This is a genomic window from Halobacterium sp. KA-4, assembly GCF_021028995.1.
Taxonomy (GTDB): domain Archaea; phylum Halobacteriota; class Halobacteria; order Halobacteriales; family Halobacteriaceae; genus Halobacterium.
The window spans coordinates 195,525-211,746 of record NZ_JAJJZG010000002.1 but is presented as its reverse complement, the minus strand read 5'-3'; the positions used below and the strand labels follow the sequence as shown (position 1 = coordinate 211,746).

Here is a 16,222-nt window from a genome sequence, read left to right as displayed (position 1 = left end):
TGTTGGGTGGGTGCCGGGGTCCCCCCGGCGCGGGTGGCTGGCTGTCAGAAGAACGCGACTTTGATGACCATCGTGGCGACGAACAGGCCGCCCCACAGCACGGTCGTGAGGCCGGCGAGGTAGGCGACGCCGAGGCCGGCGGTGCGGCCGTCGCTGGGCTCGCCGAGGTACCACGCGGCCAGCATCACGTAGACGGGCGCGAGCACGATGCCGAAGATGAGGTACGTGCCCGGGCCGACGAACGGCAGCGTGTACGGCGCCGACGCGAGCGGCAACATCACTCGGTCACCTCCTCGTGGTCGTCCTCGATGGCGTGCAGTTCGACCACCGGAATCACCTTCGAGACGGCGAGGAAGAACAGCACGACGATGCCGACCGCGCCCAGAAGCGACGACAGTTCCACGGGCGACGGCACGTAGACGCCGGGGACGGCGTCGTAGAGCTGGAAGTGCGCGTGCTGGAGCCCCTCGACGACGAACAGCGTCTTCTCGACGAGCGTGCCGACGAGCACCAGCACGGAGACCGCGACGATGCGCGGAATCGAGAACAGCGACGACTTCAGCGCGGCCGCGAAGACGTACAGCTCCGCGGCGACGACGAGTCCGATGGCGACCCAGTAGATGGGGGTCGCGATCTTCACTTCGGTGGCGTGCTGGAGCGTGGTCGGCGCGGCGAAGATGCCCGTGATGACCTGCTGGAGCTGCAGCCACAGGAAGAGCAGCCCGAAGAAGCCCAGCCACTTCGAGAGGCCGTAGAACACCTGCGTCGGGATGAGTTCCTGCCAGTCGTAGGCGTAGCGGAACGCCGCAGCGATGATGATGATGCCGCTGACCGCGGAGGTGAGCGCGATGGAGAGGAACGACGGCCCCTGCACGCCGCCCGCCCAGCCCGCCATCGACGGCAGCAGGGCGAACAGCCACGGGATGACGCCGCCGTGGAGCAACAGCGGCGCCATGATGATGATGGCGAACGCGAGCCACCACACCATACGCTCGACGACCGCGTCCTCCTTCTCGCTGTAGCCGACGAGCAGCGCCCTGTACAGCGGCTCGAAGCGGTCGGGGAGGCGGTCGCGCAGCCGGTGGACGTCGTAGCGAATCGTCAACAGGAGGTACGTCGCCGTCAGCACGAAGTACGCGGTGATGACGGTGACGTCCCAGACGAGCGGCGACCACTGGACGCGCGTCGGCCACGCGGGCAGCACGCTCGTGACGAGGCGGTCCGGCCGGCCGACGTGGATGAGGATGTACAGACCCGCGCAGGTCAGCGCCGCAATCGTGAGCAGTTCGGCCATGCGCGCGACCGGCTGGTAGGTGTCCATGCCGAGCAGCCGCACCGCGGCCGAGAGGATGATGCCGCCGTGGGCGATGCCGACCCACCAGATGAACGCGCCGATGTAGAGGCCCCACGGCACGCCGCCGCCGGAGCCCCAGTCCCCGAGGTGGGTGACGACGAGGCCGTGTTCGAGCTGCTGGACGTAGAAGAACAGCCAGACGCCGACGCCCGCCAGCGCGAGCAGGAAGGCGACGACGTATTTCTTCGAGAACGTCTGAATCGGCCGCACGAGCGTGTCGCGACCGACGCCGGTAACGTCGACGCTCACGGCCGCTCACCTCCGTTCGTGGTGACGCGGCGCGTCCCGTCGTCGCGGGCGGCGCGCTCGGGGCGTTCGCGGTCGGCGCTCGTCATGCCTCTTCGCCCTCCGTGTTGGCCATCGCGCCATTGTCCAGCACCTCCTCCTTGCGGTTGTCGACGATGCCCGCGTCCTCGTACGTGACGGGGCCCTCGACCTGTTCGGCGTGCGGGGACGGCTCGTTCCCGATGTAGTGGACGTTCGGGTCCGTGCCGCGCTCCTCCATCAGTTTGAACGTGGAGACGGTGTGCTCCTTCCGGTTCGGGTACGACTGGTCGTTCTCCTGCTGCTCGCGGTACTCCCGGAGGTGCTGGTTGGGTGCGCTCTCCGGGTCGTTCATGTCGCCGAAGTGGATGGCGTCCATCGCGCACGCCTCCTCGCAGGCGGTCGTCCCGATCTTGTCCTCGCCCATCTGGCCGTCCTGGCGGTCGACGCAGAACGTGCACTTGCCCATCACGCCCTTCGGTGGCCGGGAGCCGACCCAGCGGCCGCGTTCGTCGTACTGGTGGTCGTCGTCGATTTCGCTGTCCGGGACGTCGGGTTCGCCCCACTGGAAGTAATTCACGCCGTACGGGCAGGAGACCTCGCAGTACCGGCAGCCGATGCAGATGTCGTAGTCGGTGAGCACGAGACCGTCCTGTTCGCGGGTGTGGCGCGCGCCGACCGGACACACCTTCGTACAGGGGGAGTCCGTGCAGTGCTGGCACGGCCGCACGAGGAAGTTCTCGTCGCCCTGGTCCTCGTCCTCGTACGTGAACACGTACATCCAGTTCGCGCCGCGGGACGTGCCGTGTTCCTCGTTGCACGCGACGACGCAGGCGAGACAGCCGTCGCAGTTGTTGAGGTTGATGGTCATCCCGTAGCGCGTGCCCTCGCCCTCGTCGCCCTCCTGGGCGGCCGCGGTCTCGCTGTCCACGCTCGCGAACAGTCCGAGCGCGACCGCCGCGGCGCCGCCCTTCTTCATCACTTCGCGCCGCGAGAGGCCCTCGTCGTCGGCGAGCCCGGAGAGCCGGTCGGCGAACCCGTCGCCGCCGGCGTCGTCGAGCAGCCCCGAGATTTCGCGGTCGTCCTCGCCGAACTCCTCGAGGACGTCCTCGTGGTACTGGCGGTAGAACTCCGCCTCCGAGAGCTCGCCCGCGGCGACGCGCTGGGCGTCTTTCGCCATCTCGACGCCGAGCTCCGTGTCGTACTCGGTGTCGTCGAGCAGGCGCTCCATGCGGTCCTCTTCGTCGTCGTCGAACGATATTGGGATGTCGTCGTCTGAGTCTGGCATTCGTGTCAGCCTCCGTCGTGCGGGCGACTCGAACGGCCGCCGCCCGTCGTCTCTCGCGTGATTCGACCGTCAGCGGAGGCTCTCCGCGCGTTCTCCAAGAACCACCCTCGCAGTTTTCACTGCGTGGGAGCCGCCCGGATGATGTTCGGAGTTGCCTATAAGAGAGTCCCGCAGGCGGGGTCGAGTCTCGTCAGGACGCAACGAGCACGACCGCCACGACCGCGAGCGCGAGCCCCGCGACGTTCGTCGCGGACAGCGCCGCGTCGAAGTAGAACACGCCGACGACCGCGGGAATCACGAAGTACAGCGCCACGATGGCGGAGACGACGGCCATGTTCCCGCGCGCCAGCGCCGCGTAGAAGCCGATGGTGCCGGCGGCCAGACAGAGGCCCGAGACTGCCGCGAACGCGAGGTCGACGCGCGAGCCCGTCACCGGCTGGCGCGTCCAGAGCACGTACCCGCCCGCGACCGCGATGCCCGCGACGTACGAGACGAACACGGCGTTCACGGGCGTCATGCTCCGCGTCGCCACGCCCGCGGTGACCGCCCACGCGCCGTACAACACGAGTGCCACGACCGCGATGAGAACCGACGACCCGACCATACCGGTGCGTTTCGCGTGCGCCGGAAAAGCACCGCGTTCGAGCAAGACTCATTCCGGTCGAACCCCTCGGGTCGCGTGTGCCCGAAACGCTCCACACGCAAGTGCTCGCCGTCGTCCCCCCGGAGGACGTCGACGACCACGACCTCCAGCCTGCCCTCCGCGACCTCGCCAGTTCTCGGTACGTGCTCGTCTGCCGGAAGGGCGGCGCGCCGTCGTGGCCCGAACGCATCAAGTCGTTCCTGCTGCGCGACCCCATCGAAGCTGTCACGCTCGTCGCCGACGACGCGCCCGAGGAAGGCGCTGAATTCACGGCGCGCGTCGAAGAAACGGAGATGGTCGGCGTCTACGACGTCCTCAGCGAAGAATAGGCGCCGGGCTAGCCACCGCCGCCGTTGCCGCCGTAGCCGCCCGCCTCCGCTTCCATCTCCTTCTCGCGGTCGCTCTTCGCACTGGTCGGCTTTTCCCGAATCTGTCCCCACTGGTAGAGCAGGTACAGCACGCCGACGACTGCGCCGGCGGTCAGCACGCCGACAGCGGACTCGTAGGCTGCGCCGCCCACGACGTGTACAACTGCTGCGAGCACGCCGCTCGCGGCCGTCGCGAGCCACACCCACGCCGGTGCCACGTCAGTCGGGGACAGGTCGCTCATGTGTACGTGTTGGTGGGGTGTCGGTAAATGTATTCTCCCAGGGTGGATTTTCGGGCTATACAACTCGGCATGTCTATCTTGGGGTGACCAGACTTGTTTCTGCGAAACAACTACCTCGGCGGCCAGCACGTCCGGAATTCGTAGTCGGCAGCCCAGTTTATCGACGGCTGCGCCTGCTCGGGTTCGGCCACCCGCAGGCTCATCGTGCGCTCGTAGCTCGCGCGCTCGACGAGATACTGCTCGCCGCGCTCCGCGCAGTCCACGACCACGTACTCGACGTCGTCGGGACCCGGGACGGTCTGGCTCGTGTCGAAGCGAATCCGGCCGTTCGTCACCGAACCCCGGCGCACGGCCGCTCGCACGAGGTCGTCCGCGGGCGTGCGGAGGATGACGTCGTAGGGCGCGTCGCTGTCCATCGCGTCGATGACATCCACGCCGCGGTCGCGCAGCGTCTGGACGATGGCCTCGCGCTCGTCCACGACGGAGTTCGTGCCGTCCTCCGGCGGCCACTGTTCGTCGAATTTGTACTCGGCAGCCCAGTTGATGCTCGGCTGCTCGATTTCGGGGTCCTCGACGCGAAGGCGCATGTTCGACGTCACAGTGTCCTCTGCGACGAGGTACATCGTCTCCAAGTCGTGGCAGTACACGAGGAAGTAGTCGATGTCCCCGTCGTACGCCTCGTGGACGTTCCCCTCGGAATTCGTGTGTATCGAGTAGCCCTTGAACCGCACCGTTTCGCCGTCGAACGTTCCGGTTTTCACCTGCACCCGATAGAGGCCGTTTTCGGATTCGATGACGAGGTCGTACCGTTCGTTGTCCCCGAACGGAACGGAGACGGGTATCCCGCGGCGCTTCAACTCCGCGATGGCGATTACTTCCGTCAACTCACCCTTCCGATGGCTCTGCATAGCTGCTATCAGTTCGCGAACCGACGTAACATTAATCGAGTATGAAAGCAGCGGCGCGGCTACGTGTTAGGAAAGTGTTGGAGTGGGACCGCCCGAATTTGAATCGGGGTTATCGGCACCCAAGGCCGAAAGGATACCAAGCTACCCCACGGTCCCGCACGTAGACGTACCGCCGGGGACGGCGTAAGGGTTTCGTTCGGCGGGCTGTCGCCACAACGACTTTCGCGGTGGATGTCACACGGGTACGTATGCCAACGATGCTGGAGGTCGGGCTCGCGGTCCTCGTACTGGTGGCGTTGTTCGGCGCGTACCGCGTGATTCGCGCGGTGAAGCCGTTCATCGTCAACGCGGTCGTGGGGCTCGTGGTCATCCTCATCGCGGAGTTCCTGGGCGCGCAGGTGGCGGTGACGCCGCTGGCGTTGCTCGTGGTGGCAATCGGCGGGCTGCCGAGCGCGATACTCGTCATCCTGCTGGCGACGCTTGGGGTGGCGTTCGTGCCGGGGCTGTTGGCGGTGCCGCTGGTGGTTTGAGGAGGTGACAACGCATGGACCCGATACGACGCGCGATTGGTGGTGGTGTCGCCGGGACGATCGTGATGTCCGTGGTGCTCGTCATCGCGGAGGTCGAGGCGCGTTTCGAGCTGGGCGTCGGCCCGGCAATAGCGCGGTACGCGGGCGTCTCCGACCAGCCCGTGCTGGGGTTGTTCGTGTTCCTGCTGGCGGGGATGGTACTGTTCCCGCTGGTGTTCGTGCGCCTGGGGCGCGTGCTCTCGACGGTGCCGGGCGGCGGCGACCCCGCGATTCGGGGGATGGCGTTCAGCATCCCGCTGTGGGTGGTGTACGTCGTGGTCGCGTCGCCCGACCTCACCTCCCTGGAGGGCGCGCTCCACCTCTCCTTTACGCTGTTCGCGCACCTCCTCTACGGGTTCACGCTCGGCGCGGTCTACCACTCCCTCGAAGACGTCTGATTACTCGCGCCCGTAGGGGAGTTCGTCCCACTCCGCGGTACGGTCGTCGCCGTGCTCGCGGAGGTCCCAGGGGTCGTCGGTGGTGACGGGCTCGCCCATCCGGTAGGACTGCACGAGGTTGAACAGCCAGACGACCGTGCCGAGCGCGATGAGAATCGCGCCGAGCGTCGCGACCTGCTGGAGGCCCGCGAACTCCGCGGGGTAGGAGGCGTACCGCCGCGGCAGCCCTTCCTGGCCCATAATCATCATCGGGCCGAACGCGAGCACGATGCCCACGGTGGTGAGCAGGAAGTGTGCGACCGAGAGCCGGTAGTCGGTGTGTTTGCCGACGACGAGGGGGTACCAGTAGTAGACGCCCGCGAACACCGCGAACGAGATGAGCCCCATGATGATGAAGTGGAAGTGGCCGACGACGTAGTAGGTGTCGTGCAACAGGAGGTCGATGGGGATGGCGGCGAGGAAGATGCCGGTGACGCCGCCGACGATGAACGTCCCGATGCCGCCGATGCAGAACAGCATCGGTGCGGTGAGGCGGACGTGGCCGTTCCACATCGTGGTAATCCAGTTGAACACCTTCACCGCCGACGGCACGGCGATGGCGATGGAGACGGCCATGAAGCTAGCGCGGAGCCGTGGGTCGATACCCGTGGTGAACATGTGGTGAGCCCACACGCCGAAGGAGAGCACACCGATCGCCAGCGTCGAGTAAACGACGAATTTGAACCCGAACAGCTTCCGCCCCGAGAACTTGGGGACGAGGAGGCTGACGATACCCATCGGCGGTAGCACGAGAATGTACACCTCCGGATGGCCGAAGAACCAGAACAGGTGTTGCCAGAGAATGGGGCTCCCGCCCTGGATAGCGAAGAAGGTCGTGCCGACGGTGCGGTCTAACAGGAGCATGACGAGCGCGCTGCCCAGCAGCGGGAACGCGAACAGAATCAGCCCGGACTGGGTGAGCATCGTCCACGAGAAGATGTCGAGTTCGCGCCACGACACCTCGCGCTCGGTGAAGATGGTCGCGATGAAGTTGATGGCGGACATCGTGGTGGCGACCCCCGAGAGGTGCAAGCCCAGCAGGACGACGCTCACCGTCGGGAGTTCGAGTTGCACGGACAGCGGCGCGTAGAACGTCCACCCGGTCGCGGGCGGCGCGAGCGCGAGCAGTTGGTCACCCAGGACCCCGAGGCCGCCCGCGACGAAGACGTGGCCGAGGACGTCCGAGAGCAGGCCGGCGCGCATGAGCACGAGTGCGGGCACGAGCAGCCAGAAGGCGATGGCGTTGATGCGGGGGAACGCCATGTCGTCGGCGCCGATGAACAGCGGGAGCAGGTAGTTCCCGAGGCCGGCGAGCGCGGGCGTCCCGAACAGGAACAGCATCGTGAGCCCGTGCATCGTGAACAGGGCGTTGTACGTGTGTTCGTCCCAGACGGAGACCGCGGGGTCGTACAGTTCGGTGCGCATCATCATCGCGTCCGTGCCGCCCCAGAGGAACGCAGTCGCGGCGAACGCGAGGTACAGCAGCCCGATGTCCTTGTGGTCGATCGTTGTCAGCCAGCGCGTGACGCCGCTCAGTTTGTGCGACGCGGAGGTTCCGAGGAGGTAGCCCGACTCGGCGGGTTCGCCGCCGTCGGGTTCGGCGTCGGCCGGGCCGCTGGCGCGCTCGCCGCCGTCCGCGAGCGCGGCCGCGTCGCTCGGCGGCGTCGGTTGTGCGTCGCGGGACGGTTCCGCGCGCCACGCGGCGTAGAGCACGAGCCCGGCGGCGGCGACCGAGAGCGCGGCCAGTCCAGCCGCGGCGACCAGAGTCATGTGCGACCCGTTCACACGCCTCCGGTTAAAATCGAACGGCAGGTACGACCCGCCAGCGGGCGCGCCGGACTACTGCTGTTCGCCGCGCAACTCGATGTCCGCGACGATGTCGTAGGGGTGTTTCTCCTTGCGCACGCCGTCCAGAATCGTGAACGCCGCGCCGGGTTCGAGGAAGTGCGTCGTCACCGCGCGCCCGAGCGGCGTCGGCTCGAAGCCGTCGACGAAGTCGTACTCGAGGAGTTTCCCGAGCGCGTGCTTGGTCGGCACTTCGCCGAGCATCCGGTCGTTGAGGCGCTTGGCGGCCTTCCCGCCGACCGTGACGTTCGCGAGCGTCTCCTCGACGGCCGCGGTCTCGTCGTAGTGCGTGACGACGTCCTCCATCTCGCCCTTCAGGAGTTTGAACGCGATTTCCTCCTCGGTGCCCTCCATCGAGGAGTGGTAGGAGGCGTCGGGTTCGACGAGCATGTACACCTTCCCGCGGTCGTGGTAGTCGGGGCGGCCCGCGCGTCCGAGCATCTGTTCGAACTCCTGGACGGAGAGCCACTCGATGCCCATCGCGAGCGTGTCGAAGATGACCTGCGAGGCGGGGAAGTCGACGCCAGCCGCGAGCGCCGCCGTCGTCACGACCGCCGAGAGGTCCTGATTCCCGAACCGGCGCTCGACGGACTTGCGCTCGCCGTAGTCCAGCCCCGCGTGGTACGCGGCGGAGGGGTAGTCCAGTTTCCGCGAGATTTCGTGGCAGCGCCGACGCGAATTCGTGAAGATGATGGTCTGGCCCTTGTACCCCTTCGAGGACTCCTTGTCGAACTCCCGGCGCACGAGTTTGTTCTCGATGTCGGGCTTCTCGTTGCCCTCCGCGAACGTCACGTGGCGCTCGATGGGAATCGGTCGCTCCTCGAACTCCACGAGGTTCGCGCGCATCCCCCGCGCGAGTTCGCCGGGGTTGCCGACGGTCGCCGAGAGGTAGATCCACTGCGCGCCCTCGTAGTTGCGGTACTGCTGTTCGCGCTGCTCGCAGTAGTACTTCAGCCGCGAGATGAGGCCGTCGAGGCGGTGGCCGCGCTCGTCCTCCTTGAGCGTGTGCACCTCGTCGATGACCACCGTCCCGATGTCGCCGAGGTCCTTCCCCGTGCGGAGCGCGTGGTCGATGCCCTCGTACGTCCCGACGATGATGTCCGCCGACGGGTCGAACGCGTGGCCGTCGTCCCGAATCCGCGAGGACCCCACGCGAATCGTGACGTTCGCCAGGTCGCCGTACTCGTCCTGGAAGTCCTCGTGCTTCTGGTTCGCGAGCGCGACCAGCGGCACCAGGAACAGCATCTTCCCCTTCCCGGAGAGGTGGCGGTGCAGCCCCGCCATCTCCCCGACGAGCGTCTTCCCGGTCGCCGTCGCCGACACCACGAGCTGGTCCTCGCCGTCGAGCAGCCCGTTCTCCACGGAGAGGCTCTGCACGGGCAGCAGTTCGTCGAAGCGCGCCGTCAACAGTTCCTTCACGTCCGGGTGGAGGTCGAGGCTGTCGACCGGCACCGGGTCGACCTCGTCGGTCGTCGCGCTCACCTCGTCGAACTTCGTCAAGTCCGGGTCGAGGTTCCCACCCAACAATCCGGTGATGCGGTCGAGGTCCTGCTCCTCCAGCAGGAGTTCTTCGAGGCGGTCCTGCGCCGCGCCCGTCATGCCGCCGTTGAACGACAGCTCGCGCTCCAATTCGCGAATCGCGCAGTCCTGACAGATGAACTCGCCGTCCGCCTCGATGGCCGTCTCCGACGTGATGGGCGAGTACCGCCCCTTCCCCGCGCAGTACCGGCACGTCCGCACGACCTTCGCGTCCTGCTGGTAGGCGTCCAGCATCTCCCGGAGCTCCCCGCGGCCGCTCCGGCTCGTCTGCTCGCTGATGCGGATGCGGTCCGCGCGCCGCGCGATGTCCACGAACTGGTCGGGGCTGCGCGGCTCCTCGCCGCTTCCCGTCTTCACGCGAAATCGTCCGGGCCGCGGCCCCGCATCCCGTTCCGTTAACTCCAGTTTCGCGCGGAACAACCGGTCGCTGCTCCGCTGGGCGACCGCCAAGTAGTCGTCTCCGGTCTCGTGGAGGAACAACGTATCCACGCGCTGGACCTGCTCAGACACGAACCAACGTACGGGAGGACAGTATTTCAGCGATTCGCTTGCTAGGTCTTCGCGTATTGGCCGTGCTCACTATCGGTGTTTTCGACGTGTCCTCGAAAGCCCCGACGCGGTCGCCTCCCGCGGCTCGCTGCGCGCGCTCACTTCGTTCGCGTGCTTACGTCGCCGGGGTTCGGCGACCGCGCCGTCCCTTTCAGTCCACCCGGTGTCGGTTGTTCAGTCGCTGTCGGCGGTGGTCGGTGTCGTCGCTACTCCACGAGTTCGATGGCGTCGTCGCCGTTCGGGACGACGCAGACGAACGCGCCTTCCTCGTCGCCGGGGTTGTCGTACCAGTGGACCGCGCCCGCGGGGATGAGGAGGCTGTCGCCGGCGCTCACCTCGTAGGTCTCGCCCTCGATGCCGACCGTGTACTCGCCCGCGAGCACGTACTGCTCGTGCTCGACTTCGTTCGTGTGCTCGGGGACGCTCGCGCCCGGTTCGAGGACGAACCGCCGCATCGCGAAGTGGGGCGCTCCATCGGTGTCGTCCAGCAGCACGCCCTTCCGCATGCCCTCGGCGGCGTCCACGGTCTCGTACTCAACGTCGGCAGCGCGGCGAACCACGTGGCTCGCGGTCTCGGAAGTCGTCATACACGTACCGTGGCGGTCCCGGGCCTTAGGCGTCACCGTCCCGGAGGCCGAGGACCTCGCGGGCTTCGGCTGGCGACGCGACCGGGCGACCGAGCGTCTCCGCGACGCCGACCACGCGCTCGACGAGTTGGGCGTTGCTCTCCGCGAGTTCGCCCTTTTCGTAGTAGACGTTGTCCTCGAGGCCGACGCGGACGTGTCCGCCGAACATGATGCCCATTGTGGCGAACGGGAGCTGGTGTGGGCCGAACCCGAGCGTGTTGAACGCCGCGCCATCGGGGAGGTTCGACACGAGGTTCAGGAAGTTCCGGGGGCGTGGCCGGGTGAGCGTGCCCGGCCCGAAAATCAGCGTGGCGTAGACGGGGTCGGCGAGGTCGCGGCGCTCGAGCAGGCCGTGGACCTCGTTGAGGTGGCCGTCGTTGAACACCTCCAACTCGGGCTTGATGCCGCGCTCGTCCATCTCGTCGTACAGCGAGTCCACGAGCCCGCGGGTGTTCTCGCTCGTGAGGTGGTCGTAGCGGTTCAGCGGCCCCATGTCGAGGCTTGCCATCTCCGGCGCGGGGTCAGTCCGCAGGGGTTCGTGGCGCAGGTCGTCGGGTGCGCCAGTGCCGCCCGTCGAGTGCTGGATTATCACGTCGGCGGCGTGCTCGTGGATGGCGTCGTCGATGGCCTGGAAGTCCTCGGTCGCGAACGAGCGCTCGCCGTTGGGCTTCCGCGCGTGGACGTGGACGACCGCAGCGCCAGCATCCTCGGCTGCCGCGGCCGCGCGTCCGATTTCCTCGGGCGTCTCCGGGACGTTCGGGTTTGCTTCCTTCCCGTGGACGCCGCCGGTCAGCGCCGCCGTCACGACGACGGGGTCGCCCGCGAGGAACGATTCGTAGCTCACGATTCGCCCTCGTGCTCGCGGAATATCTCGCAGTGCGCGGCGTGGTCGAGGTCGTAGCGGTCGTTGCAGACGTCCGCGCGCATCGGCTGGACGAACTCCTCGGTAATCGTGCAGTACGCCCGCGCGGTGTCGAATTCGCGGCCGTCGCCCTCCTCGCGGTACTCCAGGTGTGGGCAGGTCATACGTCGCGTTCGTCCGCCGGCGTGTTAACCGTTCGCTGGCCTCCCCGTCCGGTGGTGACGGAGGCGTCACCCGGTGACAGTGCCGTCTAACGTGGCTATACGTGTGTGGACCGCCTACGTCGGTGCATGACAGATTCGACGCCGGGACTCCACCACGTCACGGCCATCGCGGGCGACCCGCAGGCGAACGCCGACTTCTACGTCGAGACGCTCGGCCTGCGCTTCGTCAAGCGCACCGTCAACCACGACGACACCAACACGTACCACTTCTACTTCGGCGACTACGAGGGGACGCCCGGGACGAACATCACGTTCTTCCCGTGGACCGACAGCGGCCGCGACGGGCAGTTCGGCGCGGGCCAGACCCGCGACACCGCGTACCTGATTCCGCCCGAGTCCGTGGACTTCTGGGTCCAGCGCCTCGACGAACAGGGCGTCGCCGTCGAAGAGTCCGAGCGCTTCGGCGACACCGTCATCCGGTTCTCGGACCCGGACGGCATCGGCCTCGAACTCGTCGCCAGCGAGCACGCACGCGACTCCGACGCGGTGCCGTGGCCCGACGGCCCGGTCCCCGAGGAACACCAGCTGCGCGGGTTCCACAGCGTCACGCTCGCGGTCCGCGACTTCGGCCCGACCGAGGAGATTCTCACCGAGGTACTGGGGTACGAGCACGTCGGCGACGACGGCGACCGCCGACGCTACCAGACGTCCGCGGGCGGCCCGCACTCGATTCTGGACCTCGTGCAGACCGACGCCGGCCGCGGACGAATGGGCGTCGGCACCGTCCACCACGTCGCGTTCACCGCCGAGAACGTCGACGAATTAGAGGCGTACAAGGAAGCCTACGCCGACCACGGCCTCTCCGCCAGCGGCCCCATCGACCGGAAGTACTTCCAGTCGCTGTACTGCCGCGAGCCCGGTGGTGTGCTCTTCGAAATTGCGACCGACGGCCCCGGCTTCGACGTCGACGAGGACGTCGAGGAACTCGGGTCCAGTCTCGTGCTCCCGGAGTGGCTGGAGGCCGAGCGCGCCGAAATCGAGGCCGCACTCCCCGAGTTCGAACCCCCTCGTCCCGAGGACGGAGGGACGTAGCGTGACCGACCCAGCCACGAGCGACCGCGTCGGCGAGCCGTTCCGCTTCGACTACGACCCCGGTGTGCTCCGGTACGGCGTCGACAGCGTCGCCGACCTCGCCGACGAACTCGACCGGCAGGGGTTCGAGCGCGCGCTCGTCGTCTGCGGGTCGACCGTCGGCAGCACGCCGGCCGTGATGGACCCGATTCGTGACGGGCTGGGCGACAAACTGGCCGGCGTCTTCGACGAGACGACGCCCGAGAAGCGACTCTCGACCGCGCTCGACGCCCGGGACGCGTACCGCGAGCAGGACGCCGACGTGCTCGTCGCGCTCGGCGGCGGCAGCAGTCTCGACGTCTCGAAAGCCGTCAGCGTACTCGCTACGGGCGGCCACGACGCCGAGGTAGCCGCCCGGGAGTTCGCCGAGACCGGCACGCTCTCCGCGGACGGCGACCTCGAACCAATCGTCGCCGTGCCGACGACGCTCGCTGGCGCGGACCTCTCCGTGGTCGCTGGACTGAACGCTCACCCCGACTCCGGGCTGGTCGACGTGCCCGTCAGCGGGGGGCTCTCGGACCGCCGGCTGATGCCGTGCGCGGTCTGCTACGACCCCGCGCTTGTCGCTACCACGCCCCGGGACGTGCTCGTCGGCTCCGCGATGAACGGCTTCGACAAGGGTATCGAGACGTTGTACGCCGCGAACGCCACACCAGTCACGGACGCGACGGCCGCCCGCGGGCTCGGCCTCCTCGCCGACGGCCTCCGCGAACTGGGGCGTGGGAGTGTCGACGCCGACACCCTCGAACCCGTCTTGGAGGGGCTGTTGCTCGTCCAGTACGGCATCTCGCGGCCCGGCGAGACGACGCTCTCCGTCATTCACGCGTTCGGACACGGACTCACCGACGGCTACGCGGTCCAGCAGGGCGCTGCCCACGCCGTCGTCGCGCCGCACGTCCTCCGCCACCTCTTCGCGGAAGTGGACGGTCGCCGCGATCTGCTCGCGAACGCGCTCGGCGCTGCGGATGCCGACGACCCCGCTGAAGCGGTCGTAGCGGCCGTTGCTGACGTCCGGGACGCCCTCGGCCTCCCCGACTCGCTGGCCGACGTCGCTGGTCCCGAGCCCAGCGAGTTCCCTGCGGTCGCCGAGACTGTCGTCGCGGACGCCTTCATGGCGAACGCGCCACCTGACCTCGACCTCACGACCGACGACGTGGAAGCAGTCCTCCGGGCGGCCTACTGACCCGGCCGTCGGTGCTCGTGTGGGACAGCCGCCCCCGCTTTTAAGCGGGACGCCCCGGTATCGTTGGGTATGCGAAGTTTCAAAATCGGGAGCGCGTTCGGCATCCCGATAAAACTCGACGTCACGTTCCTGCTGATTCTCCCGGTGTTCGCCTACCTCATCGGGATGCAGGTCGACGTCTGGATAGAGACGCTCAACAGCGTGCCGTTCAACGCGAACCTCGACGCCGCCGCGCTCACCGACGGCAACATGCGGTGGTACCTCGGCATCGCCGCGGCCGTCGGCCTGTTCGCCGGCGTCGTCCTCCACGAACTCGGGCACAGCGTCGTCGCGATGCACTTCGGGTTCCCCATCGACTCCATCACGCTGTGGATTCTCGGCGGCATCGCCAGCCTCTCCGACCAGCCCGAGGAGTGGAGCCAGGAACTGCTCATCGCCATCGCCGGCCCCATCGTCAGCATCGCGCTCGGCGTCTTGTCGTTCGGCGCGCTCCACTTCTTGCCAGCGTCACTGGACACGTTCCGGTTCGTCTTCGGCTACCTCGCGCTGATGAACTTCGCGCTCGCCGCGTTCAACCTCCTCCCCGGCTTCCCGATGGACGGCGGCCGCGTCCTCCGCGCGTTGCTCGCCCGGAAGCGCTCGTTCGCCCGCGCCACCCAGATTGCCGCCGAGGTCGGGAAGCTGTTCGCGCTCCTGCTCGGCATCGTCGGCCTGCTCGGGTTCAACCTCATCCTCATCGCCATCGCCTTCTTCATCTACATCGGCGCGTCCGGCGAAGCCCAGCGCACCGTCATGAACGCCGTCTTCCAGGACGTCAGCGTCGCCGACATCATGACCCACGACGTCCACACCGTCGAGGCCGACGACTCCGTCGCCGAACTCATGGAGCGCATGCTCGAAGAACGCCACACCGGCTACCCCGTCATGCGCAACGGCAGCGTCGTCGGCATGGTCACGCTCGACGACGCCCGGGACGTCGACCCGGTCGAACGCGACGCCATCCACGTCGAGGACGTCATGTCCGAGGAAGTCTACACAATTTCCCAGTCCAGCAACGCGATGGACGCCCTCGACGCCATGCAGGAGCACGGCGTCGGCCGCCTCGTCGTCGTCGACGAGGCCGACGAGATGGTCGGGCTCGTCTCCCGCACGGACCTCATGACTGCCTTCGACATCATCCAGTCGACGGGCGTCAGCGAGGAGCCCAAAATACCCGGCGCGAGCGGCCAGTCCGCGCCCTGACTACTGGAGCGCCCGAATCTCGATGCGGCCGTTCGTCGTCCGCATCGTCACGTCGTGGGTGCCGTCCCCGAGCGTCCCCGTGACGTGTGCGTTGTCGCCGCTCCGGTTCTGAACCTCTACGTCCTCGATTTCCACGTATTTCGTCTCCGTCCTCGCGTCCAGCGTCGCGTCGACGTCCGGCGACAGCGCCGCCTCGACATTCCCGTTCTCGGTGCGCACCAGCACGTCGCCGGGGAGCGGCGCCGGCACGTCCGCGGCGACGTCGCCGTTCGCGCTCGACACCGTCGAGACGGGGCCTGCATTCCGGACGGTTACGTTCCCGTTCGCCGAGCGCGCCGTGCCCACGCCCGATACGTCCCGCACCTCGACGTGGCCGTTCTCCGTCTCTACGGCTGCCATCGCGGCATCCTCGGGAACTAACAGGTCGAGGTCGACGCTCACACGGCTGGTGTCACCCCCGATGTCGACGGCGACTGTGACCTCGTCGCCGCCCTCGTCCACTGCGACGGTCACGTCGTCGAGGCGGCTCTCGCCGGGCACTGTCACCGTCGCGTCGACGCTCCCATCCGGCCTGTCGCGACCGGTCACGTCCACGTCGCCGTTCGTGTTCTCGACGCGAATTCGGGTGCCGTCGGGCATGTCGAAGTACTGCTCGCGGGTTTCCTGCACCGGGTCGCCGAACAGGCTCCCGGCGTCCGTGCAGCCGGCCAGGACGGTCGTCGTGCCGGCTGCGAAGCCGGCGAGGAGGGCTCTGCGTCGCATACCGGTGACGCGTAGCGAACGTGTAAAGTCGTTGCCGTGGCGTGGCACGCGTTCAGATGCGCGCGCACAGCGGTCGCTCCTCGGTTCGACTATATGAAAAGGTCCAGGGGCGAGAATCGAACCCGCGTCTCAGCCTCCACAAGGCTGAAGGATAGTCCACTACCCTACCCCGGACACTGCATCCATCTCTAGCCGACTGGAATTCAAATACGTTACGACACGCGCCGGGCCACCCACGTTATCTGA

At 67.6% G+C, this 16,222-nt stretch carries 18 protein-coding genes and 2 tRNA genes; 6 read left to right on the top strand and 14 right to left on the bottom strand.

The genetic code is table 11. The features are described 5' to 3' along the window. Window positions 1–44: 44 nt before the first annotated feature. From LPA44_RS03375 to LPA44_RS03360, 4 genes are all read right to left on the bottom strand, one after another. Window positions 45–278: a hypothetical protein gene (locus tag LPA44_RS03375; protein WP_230888174.1), complete on the bottom strand. Its 234-nt coding sequence runs from the start codon at window positions 276–278 to the stop codon at window positions 45–47. Beyond that, window positions 278–1,603, bottom strand: coding sequence for an NrfD/PsrC family molybdoenzyme membrane anchor subunit (nrfD, locus tag LPA44_RS03370; protein WP_230888173.1), 1,326 nt, complete (start codon window positions 1,601–1,603; stop codon window positions 278–280). Before nrfD ends, LPA44_RS03375 begins: the two co-directional genes overlap by 1 nt. A gap of 82 nt (window positions 1,604–1,685) precedes the next feature. Then, a complete protein-coding gene (locus LPA44_RS03365; RefSeq protein WP_230888172.1) occupies window positions 1,686–2,906 on the bottom strand; it encodes a 4Fe-4S ferredoxin N-terminal domain-containing protein in 1,221 nt (406 codons plus the stop codon). A 190-nt stretch (window positions 2,907–3,096) separates the two neighbouring features. After that, complete coding sequence (locus tag LPA44_RS03360) at window positions 3,097–3,510, bottom strand: EamA family transporter (RefSeq protein WP_230888171.1); 414 nt, start codon at window positions 3,508–3,510, stop codon at window positions 3,097–3,099. Window positions 3,511–3,587: 77 nt separating this feature from the next. Between LPA44_RS03360 and LPA44_RS03355 the strand changes: the two genes are divergently transcribed. Next, on the top strand, window positions 3,588–3,878 hold the full coding sequence (locus LPA44_RS03355) for a DUF7526 family protein (RefSeq protein WP_230888170.1): 291 nt from the start codon (window positions 3,588–3,590) through the stop codon (window positions 3,876–3,878). Between the two features lie 8 nt (window positions 3,879–3,886). Here LPA44_RS03355 and LPA44_RS03350 read toward each other — a convergent pair whose 3' ends face one another. The 3 genes from LPA44_RS03350 to LPA44_RS03340 all read right to left on the bottom strand — a co-directional run bounded on the left by LPA44_RS03350 (window position 3,887) and on the right by LPA44_RS03340 (window position 5,223). Then, window positions 3,887–4,159, bottom strand: coding sequence for a hypothetical protein (locus tag LPA44_RS03350; protein WP_230888169.1), 273 nt, complete (start codon window positions 4,157–4,159; stop codon window positions 3,887–3,889). A 110-nt stretch (window positions 4,160–4,269) separates the two neighbouring features. Beyond that, the gene (locus tag LPA44_RS03345) at window positions 4,270–5,067 is read right to left on the bottom strand and encodes a group I intron-associated PD-(D/E)XK endonuclease (protein WP_230888168.1); all 798 of its coding nucleotides are present in this window, start codon (window positions 5,065–5,067) and stop codon (window positions 4,270–4,272) included. Window positions 5,068–5,150: 83 nt separating this feature from the next. Continuing rightward, window positions 5,151–5,223 (bottom strand) — tRNA-Pro (locus LPA44_RS03340). 92 nt (window positions 5,224–5,315) lie between these two features. Here LPA44_RS03340 and LPA44_RS03335 point away from each other — a divergent pair. Both LPA44_RS03335 and LPA44_RS03330 read left to right on the top strand, forming a co-directional pair. After that, window positions 5,316–5,597 (top strand): pro-sigmaK processing inhibitor BofA family protein, encoded by a 282-nt coding sequence (locus LPA44_RS03335; protein WP_230888167.1) that lies wholly within the window; start codon window positions 5,316–5,318, stop codon window positions 5,595–5,597. A 14-nt stretch (window positions 5,598–5,611) separates the two neighbouring features. After that, complete coding sequence (locus LPA44_RS03330) at window positions 5,612–6,034, top strand: DUF6789 family protein (protein WP_230888166.1); 423 nt, start codon at window positions 5,612–5,614, stop codon at window positions 6,032–6,034. On the opposite strand, the gene LPA44_RS03325 is transcribed toward LPA44_RS03330, so the two are convergent. From LPA44_RS03325 to LPA44_RS03305, 5 genes are all read right to left on the bottom strand, one after another. Continuing rightward, window positions 6,035–7,843, bottom strand: coding sequence for a cbb3-type cytochrome c oxidase subunit I (locus LPA44_RS03325; protein ID WP_230888165.1), 1,809 nt, complete (start codon window positions 7,841–7,843; stop codon window positions 6,035–6,037). A gap of 69 nt (window positions 7,844–7,912) precedes the next feature. Then, a complete protein-coding gene (locus LPA44_RS03320) occupies window positions 7,913–9,967 on the bottom strand; it encodes a DEAD/DEAH box helicase (RefSeq protein ID WP_230888164.1) in 2,055 nt (684 codons plus the stop codon). A 245-nt stretch (window positions 9,968–10,212) separates the two neighbouring features. Next, entirely contained in the window at window positions 10,213–10,593 is a 381-nt protein-coding gene (locus tag LPA44_RS03315) for a cupin domain-containing protein (RefSeq protein WP_230888163.1), read from the bottom strand. A 25-nt stretch (window positions 10,594–10,618) separates the two neighbouring features. Beyond that, the gene (locus tag LPA44_RS03310; protein ID WP_230888162.1) at window positions 10,619–11,476 is read right to left on the bottom strand and encodes a 3-keto-5-aminohexanoate cleavage protein; all 858 of its coding nucleotides are present in this window, start codon (window positions 11,474–11,476) and stop codon (window positions 10,619–10,621) included. Further along, window positions 11,473–11,658: a hypothetical protein gene (locus LPA44_RS03305; protein ID WP_230888161.1), complete on the bottom strand. Its 186-nt coding sequence runs from the start codon at window positions 11,656–11,658 to the stop codon at window positions 11,473–11,475. Before LPA44_RS03305 ends, LPA44_RS03310 begins: the two co-directional genes overlap by 4 nt. 126 nt (window positions 11,659–11,784) lie before the next feature. On the opposite strand from LPA44_RS03305, the gene LPA44_RS03300 reads away from it, so the two are divergent. The 3 genes from LPA44_RS03300 to LPA44_RS03290 all read left to right on the top strand — a co-directional run bounded on the left by LPA44_RS03300 (window position 11,785) and on the right by LPA44_RS03290 (window position 15,214). Continuing rightward, the gene (locus LPA44_RS03300; RefSeq protein ID WP_230888160.1) at window positions 11,785–12,750 is read left to right on the top strand and encodes a ring-cleaving dioxygenase; all 966 of its coding nucleotides are present in this window, start codon (window positions 11,785–11,787) and stop codon (window positions 12,748–12,750) included. 1 nt (window position 12,751) lies between these two features. Then, window positions 12,752–13,972, top strand: coding sequence for an iron-containing alcohol dehydrogenase family protein (locus tag LPA44_RS03295; protein WP_230888159.1), 1,221 nt, complete (start codon window positions 12,752–12,754; stop codon window positions 13,970–13,972). Window positions 13,973–14,041: 69 nt separating this feature from the next. After that, window positions 14,042–15,214, top strand: a complete 1,173-nt coding sequence (locus tag LPA44_RS03290; protein ID WP_230888158.1) for a CBS domain-containing protein — start codon at window positions 14,042–14,044, stop codon at window positions 15,212–15,214. On the opposite strand, the gene LPA44_RS03285 is transcribed toward LPA44_RS03290, so the two are convergent. Further along, window positions 15,215–15,976 (bottom strand): DUF4097 family beta strand repeat-containing protein, encoded by a 762-nt coding sequence (locus LPA44_RS03285; RefSeq protein ID WP_230888157.1) that lies wholly within the window; start codon window positions 15,974–15,976, stop codon window positions 15,215–15,217. A 101-nt stretch (window positions 15,977–16,077) separates the two neighbouring features. After that, window positions 16,078–16,150 (bottom strand) — tRNA-His (locus LPA44_RS03280). Between the last annotated feature and the right edge of the window lie 72 nt (window positions 16,151–16,222).

What these genes read in the sequence shown, in the direction of transcription:
- LPA44_RS03375 (WP_230888174.1), bottom strand. Translation starts at nt 278, where the DNA reads ATGTTGCCGCTCGCGTCGGCGCCGTACACGCTGCCGTTCGTCGGCCCG.
- LPA44_RS03365 (WP_230888172.1), bottom strand. Translation starts at nt 2,906, where the DNA reads ATGCCAGACTCAGACGACGACATCCCAATATCGTTCGACGACGACGAA.
- LPA44_RS03360 (WP_230888171.1), bottom strand. Translation starts at nt 3,510, where the DNA reads ATGGTCGGGTCGTCGGTTCTCATCGCGGTCGTGGCACTCGTGTTGTAC.
- LPA44_RS03350 (WP_230888169.1), bottom strand. Translation starts at nt 4,159, where the DNA reads ATGAGCGACCTGTCCCCGACTGACGTGGCACCGGCGTGGGTGTGGCTC.
- LPA44_RS03345 (WP_230888168.1), bottom strand. Translation starts at nt 5,067, where the DNA reads ATGCAGAGCCATCGGAAGGGTGAGTTGACGGAAGTAATCGCCATCGCG.
- LPA44_RS03335 (WP_230888167.1), top strand. Translation starts at nt 5,316, where the DNA reads ATGCCAACGATGCTGGAGGTCGGGCTCGCGGTCCTCGTACTGGTGGCG.
- LPA44_RS03330 (WP_230888166.1), top strand. Translation starts at nt 5,612, where the DNA reads ATGGACCCGATACGACGCGCGATTGGTGGTGGTGTCGCCGGGACGATC.
- LPA44_RS03325 (WP_230888165.1), bottom strand. Translation starts at nt 7,843, where the DNA reads ATGACTCTGGTCGCCGCGGCTGGACTGGCCGCGCTCTCGGTCGCCGCC.
- LPA44_RS03315 (WP_230888163.1), bottom strand. Translation starts at nt 10,593, where the DNA reads ATGACGACTTCCGAGACCGCGAGCCACGTGGTTCGCCGCGCTGCCGAC.
- LPA44_RS03305 (WP_230888161.1), bottom strand. Translation starts at nt 11,658, where the DNA reads ATGACCTGCCCACACCTGGAGTACCGCGAGGAGGGCGACGGCCGCGAA.
- LPA44_RS03300 (WP_230888160.1), top strand. Translation starts at nt 11,785, where the DNA reads ATGACAGATTCGACGCCGGGACTCCACCACGTCACGGCCATCGCGGGC.
- LPA44_RS03290 (WP_230888158.1), top strand. Translation starts at nt 14,042, where the DNA reads ATGCGAAGTTTCAAAATCGGGAGCGCGTTCGGCATCCCGATAAAACTC.
- LPA44_RS03285 (WP_230888157.1), bottom strand. Translation starts at nt 15,976, where the DNA reads ATGCGACGCAGAGCCCTCCTCGCCGGCTTCGCAGCCGGCACGACGACC.